The 1,164-nt window shown below is 44.2% G+C and carries 1 protein-coding gene; it reads left to right on the forward strand.

Annotated features, from left to right (window positions below):
- On the forward strand, window positions 1-940 hold a 940-nt coding region (locus R7Q47_RS25625), incomplete at its 5' end, for a helix-turn-helix transcriptional regulator (protein WP_318090179.1).
- Between the last annotated feature and the right edge of the window lie 224 nt (window positions 941-1,164).

A 1,164-nucleotide genomic window follows, 5' to 3' on the forward strand; every position in this document is an offset into this window, starting at 1 on the left:
TTATATCTCGTCAAAATTGCCAGTGGAGAGAGACTCCATCACAGAGGATCACGTATCAAAAACTTACTGGCAGCTGAATGAGCTTAAAAGTGCTCCTGGTGATGCGAGTAACGGCAGTCAAAACTACAACCTAAGCCAAATTACGCAATCTGTGGTGGATGTGTGGCGAGACGATTTCGCCAAAGCGGGGATCTCTGTGGAGTTAGAGGATGAGAACAAGTCTAGCCGTATTGCTCTAGAGAGTTTTAATCTGGATGTTATCTTCAACAGTATCTTTGCCAACATCATCAAGCGCTCTTTCCGAGGTCAAGCCGTAAAAGTGATGCTAGAAGAGGGGCGGGACATTGTCTCACTCAGCTTTTTGGATTACGGAACACAATTGCCAAATAAACTTTCTCTAAGTCGTCCTGCGAATAACAATGTGGACTTGAGTATCGACAATCTTTCGCAGCTGGTTACGGTGAGTGGAGGGCACTTAGCGGTGTTCACTTCTGATGCGCAGAATAAAATTGAGATTACTTGGCCGATGGCAAAAGAGTTGAGCCATGTTGAGGAAGTTTTACCAGAATTTGTGCCAGAAAACATCGTCGAAGAAAAAGCCAGTCCAGAGAATGAGTGGCTACAAAAGGTTTATCAGTTAGTTGCTGAGCATTACCATGACCCTGATTTTGGTACTGCGACAGCGGCTAAGATGTTATTTATGTCTGAACGTAGTTTACAACGCCGCTTTAAGTCGGCCTCGTCAAGAACGTTAAAAGATTATTTAACGGAGGTACGGTTAGAAACTGCTTGCGAACAGTTACTCGCAGGTGAAAAAATCAGTGAAGTGGCTTTCAATTGCGGTTTCAATGATCCCTCTTACTTCAGCCAGAAGTTCAAGTTGCACTTTGGTCTACCTCCATCAAAGTTCGCGATGGAACAAGACAGTCACGCAAATTAGCCTCCAATCTTTCGAACATCGCTAATAGTTACAGCATGGATGTTATCTAAATCACCTCCTCACGTTTAGCGGCGTGATTCGTTCTGATACCGCAACTAAACCATTCTAGTCGCCTCGGGTTACGCAGCGTTCTGTTTTTTGAGTTGTTCTGAGTAAGTAAAGCATCTGTACTTTCTTATGTAGTTCGCAGCACCAAAGGGCTGCAATGCCTTTGTGTTGTTAGG

It is taken from the genome of Vibrio sp. Vb0349, from assembly GCF_033338975.1.